This window comes from Bacteroides sp. AR29, assembly GCF_900217715.1.
Classification (GTDB): Bacteria; Bacteroidota; Bacteroidia; order Bacteroidales; family Bacteroidaceae; genus Bacteroides; species Bacteroides uniformis.
In genome coordinates this window covers 1-8681 of sequence record NZ_OBMS01000003.1, presented here as the reverse complement: position 1 = coordinate 8681, position 8681 = coordinate 1, and the positions used below count along the sequence as shown (strand labels likewise).

Annotated in this window: 6 protein-coding genes and 2 pseudogenes; 7 read left to right on the top strand and 1 reads right to left on the bottom strand. The window is 42.9% G+C overall.

The annotated features are described in order from the left end of the window. From CSD97_RS01655 to CSD97_RS01625, 7 genes and pseudogenes are all read left to right on the top strand, one after another. Nucleotides 1-1028: RHS repeat-associated core domain-containing protein (locus CSD97_RS01655; RefSeq protein ID WP_244284007.1), on the top strand; the 1028-nt coding region annotated here is incomplete at its 5' end. A 2-nt stretch (nucleotides 1029-1030) separates the two neighbouring features. Next, nucleotides 1031-1297, top strand: a complete 267-nt coding sequence (locus tag CSD97_RS01650; protein WP_225982726.1) for a hypothetical protein — start codon at nucleotides 1031-1033, stop codon at nucleotides 1295-1297. An 83-nt stretch (nucleotides 1298-1380) separates the two neighbouring features. Then, nucleotides 1381-2235, top strand: a pseudogene (locus CSD97_RS18995) (RHS repeat-associated core domain-containing protein); the annotation flags it as partial. Nucleotides 2236-2815: 580 nt separating this feature from the next. Continuing rightward, nucleotides 2816-3364 (top strand): hypothetical protein, encoded by a 549-nt coding sequence (locus tag CSD97_RS01640; RefSeq protein WP_005825326.1) that lies wholly within the window; start codon nucleotides 2816-2818, stop codon nucleotides 3362-3364. A 147-nt stretch (nucleotides 3365-3511) separates the two neighbouring features. Beyond that, nucleotides 3512-6145 (top strand): RHS repeat-associated core domain-containing protein, encoded by a 2634-nt coding sequence (locus CSD97_RS01635; RefSeq protein ID WP_244284006.1) that lies wholly within the window; start codon nucleotides 3512-3514, stop codon nucleotides 6143-6145. Further along, a complete protein-coding gene (locus CSD97_RS01630; RefSeq protein ID WP_035447395.1) occupies nucleotides 6126-6335 on the top strand; it encodes a hypothetical protein in 210 nt (69 codons plus the stop codon). Before CSD97_RS01635 ends, CSD97_RS01630 begins: the two co-directional genes overlap by 20 nt. Before the next feature lie 210 nt (nucleotides 6336-6545). Then, a pseudogene (locus CSD97_RS01625) lies at nucleotides 6546-8107 on the top strand (RHS repeat-associated core domain-containing protein); the annotation flags it as partial. Nucleotides 8108-8467: 360 nt separating this feature from the next. On the opposite strand, the gene CSD97_RS01620 reads toward CSD97_RS01625, so the two are convergent. After that, on the bottom strand, nucleotides 8468-8681 hold a 214-nt coding region (locus tag CSD97_RS01620), incomplete at its 5' end, for an ATP-binding protein (RefSeq protein ID WP_159461923.1).

Below are 8681 nucleotides of genomic sequence, written 5' to 3'. Positions count from 1 at the left end.
ACGGCACAAAGCTGAAAACTGTCCATAAGACAGGCAGCACTACCACCACGACGGACTATTGCGGAAACGTGGTCTATGAGAACGGTGTTCAGAAGCTGCTACTGACTGATGAGGGTTATGTTACTTTGAGCGACAACAAGTACCATTATTATTTGAAAGACCATCAGGGTAACAATCGGGTAGTCATCAACCAGAGCGGCACGGTAGAGGAGACGAACCATTACTATCCATTTGGAGGGGTGTTTGCAAGTGCAGGCAATGTGCAGCCTTACAAGTACAACGGGAAGGAGTATGATGGCAAGAAGGGGTTGAATTGGTATGATTATGGAGCACGTATGTATGATGCAGCATTGGGTAGGTTTATGACAGTTGATCCACTGGCAGAGAAGTATTATCCGATGAGTCCGTATGGGTATTGTTTGAATAATCCTATCAAATTTATTGATGCAGACGGGAGACTGCCAAGAATTTATATCGAAAGAAAAGGTTTTGGACATGCATTTGTAACAGTTGGCAATGGTGATAATACAATTGTGTATACCTATGGTAGATATGGAGAATTGGGAAAAGATAAAAGTTCGGCACGGAATACTTCGCCTACAGGAGAAGGAGTGCTTATTAAATTGACGGGTAGAGATGCTATTAGCTTTATTCAGGATCAAATGCTTGCTAATGAAGCAGTGGGATATGAGTTTACAAAAGGTTCAGATGAACTTGTTTCGAAACACTTTGATAAGCAATTAGATAATAGTAATAAAATACCTCAAAAAGGTAAGTATGCAGGTAAAGAAAATGCGAAAGTTATTGATGAATATAATTTATTTATTAACAACTGCGCTACCACTTCCATAAAAGGTATACAAGAGGGAGTAAAAAAAGATTTGGATTTGAAAGATTCTAAAGCCCCTGCTTCTTTAGGAGACCGTTTGAAAGTAATGTCTAAAGAGGATGAGCATAGTATCAGAAGAATTACTTATAATGAAATAAAGAAAGAGTTTAATTTGCATGGAGCTGGAACAAAATGGTAATTATGAAAAAGGTTATTTTAATGGTATTTCTGATATTCTCATTGTTGATGATTGTCTATGGGATAGGTTTTATTCTTAATTATTATTTAGTGATAAAATATTCCATAGAAGACTGTTTGCCCTTAGGTGGTAAAGGCACTTTCCCGGTAGTGAGTGACAGATTAGATGAAATACATGCTCTTGTCAATTATGCTGAAATAGTAGTTATATATGCAATTTATGCTTTATCATTGGCTGTATATTGGTTGCTTAACATTAATAAGAAATAATCTGTCTTAGTTGACTAATCTCTTTAATAACTATCCTAACATCAGATAGCTCATATCTTGCATGTTAGGATAGCTTTTTTTCTTTCTAATACTGATACGACGGCCTTAACCGTCTGACTGCTTTCACCCACGGCGCAGGCCGCTATACAGAAAAGGTGACCGGTTACGACAAAAACGGCAATATCCTGTCTTTGCAGTGCTACGGGCAGACCTCCGCATCAGTCTACGGCTTGATCACTCTTACGGGCAATCTGCTGAATCGTGTGGACGATACCGCTACGACTTCTGCTTACAACAACGGTTTCGAGTTCAAGGACGGCGTGAAGCAGGCGAATGAATACAACTACGATTCCAACGGGAATTTAACTAAAGATTTGAACAAGGGAATTACCAATATATCGTATAATTGCTTAAATTTGCCCAGTGTGGTGACGTTCAGTGACGGCAGCACCGTCACCTATACCTATGCAGCCGACGGCACAAAGCTGAAAACTGTCCATAAGACAGGCAGCACTACCACCACGACGGACTATTGCGGAAACGTGGTCTATGAGAACGGTGTTCAGAAGTTGCTGCTGACCGATGAAGGCTATGTTACTTTGAGCGACGGCAAGTACCATTACTACTTGAAAGACCATCAGGGTAATAACCGGGTTGTGATTAACCAAAGCGGCACGGTAGAGGAAGCGAACCATTACTATCCTTTTGGTGGTGTATTTGCAAGCTCAGGCAATGTGCAGCCTTACAAGTACAACGGCAAGGAGTATGATGGCAAGAAGGGGTTGAACTGGTATGACTACGGGGCACGGCATTATGATGCGGCGCTGGGGAGATTTACAACGAATGATAGGTTTTCCGAGAAGTATCACTCATTGTCTCCGTATCAGTATGGAGCGAATAATCCAGTGAATACCATTGACATCAATGGAGATAGCTTGCTTATTGTAACTCCAGCAGCTATTGAAGCTATTTACAATGGTTTGCAGGATGGTAGTAACATAAAGATGCAATTCAATAATGGTATATTGGATCCAACTTCCATTGCGAAACAAGCTAATAGTAGTAATGATTTCTTTCTGAAAGACTTATTTGAGATTGCCAATAGTGAGAAAATGGTAGAACTGTCATTATCTGATAAGAATACATATAAAATGAATGGGAAGACTGTAGAAGAAACTTTTGGTACTCCTTATGACGATGATGATAGCGAAATACCTGCTCATCAAAAAGAAGAGTATTCAAAGGCTGGAGTCCCTTTTGGAAAACATATTCAAGGAAATTTAGGTCAGACATTAGTACCTGACAAGAGGTTAGCTTCCGGTAAGAGTTCAACCAATAGCCATGTACAAGTCATAATTAATAAGAATGGCACTTTGAATCATCGAACAGTTGGGATTGCACACGAATTTGGGCATGTTATTTTATACTTGAGGAATGTACCGTTTAGCCACGGACAGCCAGGGGTCAATAATTTTATATACAATAAAAGAGCTGATGTAATGTCAAAACGATTAGGATATGACTATTAAATTAAAACTATTTTTCATGTTTATTATGCTTCCGCCATTATTGTACGGACAAAATAAGTTGGTGGAAGAAAGTATAATATATTCAAGTGATATAAGTTCCTATAAAAAGAAGATAGAAAAAACTATCTTTTTTGATACTGAGACCAACTTACCAGTTTTTGAATTGATATTGGATACTGCAAGATCTTCTAAAATGTATACTTCTTATTATTTTAGGAAGCGGTTGCGAGAAGTCTCAACGGAAATTTCTTATATTGGTGGAAACGAATCATTAAGGAAATACCAAGATAGTCTTTATTGGGAAAACTACAATGGTGATGAACAGAATGCCTCTTGTTTATACACTATTCTTTTTGACAGAAAACTTAAAATTAGAGAAATAAAAATTGTGAAAAGGGCAGGGTATAATAACTCCAAGTATAATTACGATAAGTTAATAAAAAAAATACTCCTATCCACTGAAGGAAGTTGGCAAAAAACGAATAATGCACTTTCTGAAGAATGGTATTTTATATTTGGACGTTTCTTGATAAGATAAAATATTCTGTTTCAGTGTATGTTCTTCCCCCATTGTTCCCAAGTCCCCGAATCTCTGATTCAATAAACTAAATGATTCCCTGCTTATGTCTTTTGAATATAAGCAGGGAATTTGTTTTTCAGTTTGGCTTCGTGAATCATCTGCCTTTTGCTTTCTATACGCAATTTTTCCGGTCAGCTTTCGGTTATTAAAACCACCGATGAAGACTTGAACGTGAGCTACACCTTCACCGACAAGATGGGGCATGTTGTATTGTCCCGTCAGATGAAAGGCAGTGAAACGCACGACACTTACTATGTGTATGACGACAAAAGTAATCTTTGTTTCGTACTCCAGCCTATGTACCAGAGCTCGGCCAATCTCGACTTGTATGCTTTTCAGTACAAATACGACGGACGTAACCGTTGTATCTGGAAGAAGCTTCCCGGTGCGGGATATATGGAAATGGTGTATGACAATGCCGACCGCCTGGTATTCTCGCAGGACGGCAACCAGCGTGCCCTTACATCCGGTAACTGGACGTACTACAAGTACGACGGGCTGAACCGCCTGACGGAACAGGGGACTTGTACCAACAAAGTGACCACTTCTGGAACGAATGTACTTGTGCAGCACTTCTATGACAGTTACGCTTTCCGTTCGCAAGCAGGTTTCAATAACAGCAATTTCCCTGATGATGCTTCGGGCAATGGAAAAGGTGCCTTGACTGCAAGTGTGGCAACGGTACTTGGTAGTAGTAACAAGATTTATACCGCATACTACTATGACATCAAGGGCCGTGTGGCAAAGACCGTGCAAAGCAATCTCTTGGGGAGCTATGATGTGACGGCTACCATATATACCTTCACCGATAAGCCCGCTACTGTAACACATACGCATACTGCAAGCGGAAAGCCCACTCGTACTGAAATGTATACTTACAGCTACAACCATGCGGACAGACTCTTGAAAGTAGAGCATACATTAGGCGGCACCAAGATAACCCTTGCCGACTATGCGTATGACAACTTGGGCAGACTGCAGTCCAAGTCTCTGCACGGAAGTGCCACCAACAAGCTGACGTATGCCTATAATGTCCGTGGCTGGCTGACGGGAATTAGTGGAAGCAAGTTTACACAGAATCTGTACTACAACAACGGCAACGGCACCGCCAAATACAACGGCAGCATCAGCAGCATGACGTGGAAGGCTGGAAATGAGAGCACTATCCGTGGCTATAAGTTCACTTACGACGGATTAAGCCGTCTGATGAACGCCACTTACGGCGAAACAGCCGGCATCAATACGAACACCGACCGTTTCAGTGAGAATGTAACCGCCTATGACAAAAACGGCAACATCAAGACCTTGCAACGTTACGGTCAGACCGCTGCTTCCAGTTACGGTTTGATTGATAACCTGACTTTCACCCTCGGTGGCAATCAGTTGAACCGCGTGGACGATGCGGCAGCGGCTTCCGCCTACGGTGGCGGCTTCGAGTTCAAGGACGGCGTGAAGCAGGCAAACGAATACACCTACGATTCCAATGGAAATTTAACTAAAGATTTAAACAAGGGGATTAGCAATATATCGTATAATTGTTTAAATTTGCCAAGTGCGGTGACATTCAGTGACGGGAGTACGATTGTCTACACCTATGCAGGTGACGGCGCCAAGCTAAAGACTGTACATAAGATAGGAGGTACAACCACCACAACTGACTATTGTGGAAATGTGGTCTATGAGAACGGTGTTCAGAAGTTGCTTCTTACCGAAGAAGGTTATGTGACACTGAGTGACGGCAAGTATCATTACTACTTGAAAGACCATCAGGGTAATAACCGGGTTGTGATTAACCAAAGCGGCACGGTAGAGGAAGCGAACCATTACTATCCCTTCGGTGGTGTGTTTGCAAGTACAGGCAATACCCAGCCTTATAAGTATAACGGCAAGGAGCTTGATGCGAAGAAGGGGTTGAACTGGTATGACTACGGGGTACGTATGTATGATGCGGCGCTGGGGAGGTTTGCAACGGTGGACCCTTCTGCTGAAAACTACTTCAATACAAGTCTCTATGCTTATTGTGGTAACAACCCTATCAGCAGAATAGACCCAACAGGAGCTGACTGGTATGAAGATAAGCAAGGGAATTTACGTTGGCAGGAAGGTAGTGAAGCTTTAAAAGGCTATACAAATATCGGTTCATCCGCCTCTATTGCGTTAGGTAATGACAACTATCTGAACTTCTATCAGAATGGAGGTATCTTAGCCAATCAGGCTGTTAATGCTTTTGACTTGATAGCCTCCAGCGGTAAACTTCAGAATCAGTTCTTAGGTAAAACCAGTCCTTTATCTGAAGACTCTAAGTCTGCCCTTTTCAATTCTCTGAACAGTCGTTCTATAGATGCTATTGCGCGACCTATAGGCGAAGCTGCCTTTGGCTTTGGTGCCGGAGAGTTTGGCGGTATGTTGTTGGGGAAGGCAATAGGATGGGCTGTAGGAAAGGTGGCAGGAAGAGGTACTCAAAATGCAATACAATCAACTGCTCACGGAGTGCAACGGATTGCTGGAACAACGGCAACGAGAGGAGGGGTACTTTCTGTGAATGAAGTAAGAGTAACAAAGTCTGTAGGAAAGGCTTTTACTCAGGCTGATGGAGCTACAGTTTATCTTCATGAAATTACTCCCGGTAGATTTAATGCTGTTGTAGAAGGGAGGAAAGGTATAATAACAACAATGGGAAATTGGTCTCAAAAATCTATTAATAGAATAGCGAAAAATTATGGATGGAATATTAAATAAAGAAATGGTTGTTTGCTGTTTCTGCGGGAAGAGTTTACCCTTAGAAGCGGCTGTAGTTTTGAAAGTTTGGGCAAATGAGAAGAGTGAGGAGTATCAAGTATTATATTCCCATAAATCTCATTTTGTTAGAGCATTAGATAAATCAGTAATACTACATCCAGATTTATTAGAGCCTGATGCTTTAGGTTAATTCGTCGTAACGAACTACTGTCTTCCTCTGATATAGGTTGATTAAAAACCAATCTATCTAATTACTATCCTAACATCAGATATTCCATATCTTGTATGTTAGGATAGTTTTTGTTATTCTATCAGCGAGACGTAGGATACCTATTGTGTGTATGACGACCACCGTAATCTCTGCACTTGGAAGAAGCTTCCGGATGCGCAGCTCGCGGAGTATGTGTATGACAACGGTGGACGGCTGACGCAACAGGGGGAGTGCACGAACAAGACGGTTTCTTCCGATCAGGTGGTGCATGTGCAGAACTGGGCGGTACGGGTTTCCCGACGAGCCAGTTCACGAACGACACTTCGGGCTACAGTAAAGGCTCCCTGACAGGAAGCGCGGTGACTGTATCCGGCAGCAGTACTAAAATTTACAAAGGCTATTACTATGACGTCAAGGGGCGTGTAACTAAAGTCGTACAGAACAATCTTTTGGGCGGTTATGACGTGACTAATACGGTCTATACCTTTACGGGACAGCCCGCCACGGTGACGCATAGCCATACCGCAAGCGGCAAGTCCACACGTACGGAAGTCTATACCTATAGCTATGACCATGCAGACCGTGTAAGCAAGGTGGAGCATACTTTGGGAGGAACCAAAATAACTCTGGCAGACTATACGTACGATAGTTTCGGCCGTCTGAGTACCAAGTCCCTGCACGGCTCTGCGGCGAACAAGCTGACGTATGCCTATAACCTCCGCAGCTGGCTGACGGGCATCACAAGTACGCGCTTCACCCAGAACCTGTACTACAATACGGGTGTGGGTACCGCCCGCTACAACGGCAGCATCAGCAGCATGACCTGGAAGTCCGGGAATGAAAGCACCGTCCGCGGTTACAAGTTCACCTACGACGGACTGGACCGCATGCTGAATGCCACCTACGGCGAGACAGCAGGTATCAGCACGAACGCGAACCGTTTCAGTGAGAACGTGACGGGCTACGACAAAAACGGTAACATCAAGGGATTGCAGCGTTACGGGCAACTCTCTTCAGCCGCCTACGGCATGATAGACAACCTGACTCTCACCTTGAACGGCAATCAGTTGAACCGTGTGGATGATGCCGTGACGGCTTCCGCCTACAATGGCGGCTTCGAGTTCAAAAACGGTGCCAATGCTGCCGATGAGTACTCTTATGATGCCAACGGCAATTTAACTAAAGATTTGAACAAAGGTATTAGCGGCATTACATATAATTTCTTAAATTTGCCGAATGTGGTGACTTTCAGTGACGGAAGTACCATCACCTACACTTATGGAGCCGACGGCACAAAGCTGAGAACAGTCCATAAGATAGGCAGTACTACCACCACTACCGATTACTGCGGAAACGTGGTCTATGAAAACGGAGTCCAGAAGCTGCTTCTTACCGAAGAGGGTTATGTTACTTTGAGCGACAGCAAGTATCACTATTACTTGAAAGACCATCAAGGGAATAACCGGGTAGTCATCAGCCAGAGCGGTACGGTAGAAGAGACGAACCATTACTATCCCTTCGGCGGGGCGTTTGCAAGTACAAGTAATGTTCAGCCTTACAAGTACAACGGTAAGGAGCTTGACTCAAAGAAAGGGTTGAACTGGTATGACTACGGGGCAAGGCATTATGATGCGGCGCTGGGAAGGTTTACGACGAATGACAGATTTGCCGAGAAGTATTATTCGATGTCTCCGTATCAGTATGGGGCGAATAATCCGGTGAATAACATAGATGTGAATGGAGATACAATTGTTGTAAATCCTAATCCTAATGGCTTGATAGATAATGTGAGAATGTTTTTTGGATTTGATACCAAGTATCAAAAGGACGTGAAAGCAGATTTGCAGCAACTTAAGAAGGATGATAAGGAAATTGGTGAGATGATTATTGAACTGGAGAAAAGTAAGAATGTTCATTCAATAACAAGGACTAAATGAGGAAAGTCTAATTCTTCAGGATTTGATAGAGAAAAAGCTAAAAAAGACATTCCGCAAGGAAGCTGGAAAATCCAGTGTAAGCTGCCCCCTAAAACCAAGCGATTCTGCCCCCTTAAAACATTCAACAATGCCCCCTTAAAAAGTCTTGACCGATGGGGTTATTATTATTTTAGTTTATTTCCCTCTGTATGCAGCCATTTTACGGACACTTTCTCCTGTCAGCTCAATCCGGTGCGCCGTATGTATAATACGATCCATAATGGCATCTGCTACTGTAGGGTCTCCGATTGCATCATACCAATTGTCCGTTGGCAGTTGCGAGGTGATGATGATGGACTTGCGCCCATGTCGGTCCTCTATTATATCGAGCAGGATGGGTCGTTCCTTG

What these genes read in the sequence shown, in the direction of transcription:
- CSD97_RS01650 (WP_225982726.1), top strand. Translation starts at nt 1,031, where the DNA reads ATGAAAAAGGTTATTTTAATGGTATTTCTGATATTCTCATTGTTGATG.
- CSD97_RS01640 (WP_005825326.1), top strand. Translation starts at nt 2,816, where the DNA reads ATGACTATTAAATTAAAACTATTTTTCATGTTTATTATGCTTCCGCCA.
- CSD97_RS01630 (WP_035447395.1), top strand. Translation starts at nt 6,126, where the DNA reads ATGGATGGAATATTAAATAAAGAAATGGTTGTTTGCTGTTTCTGCGGG.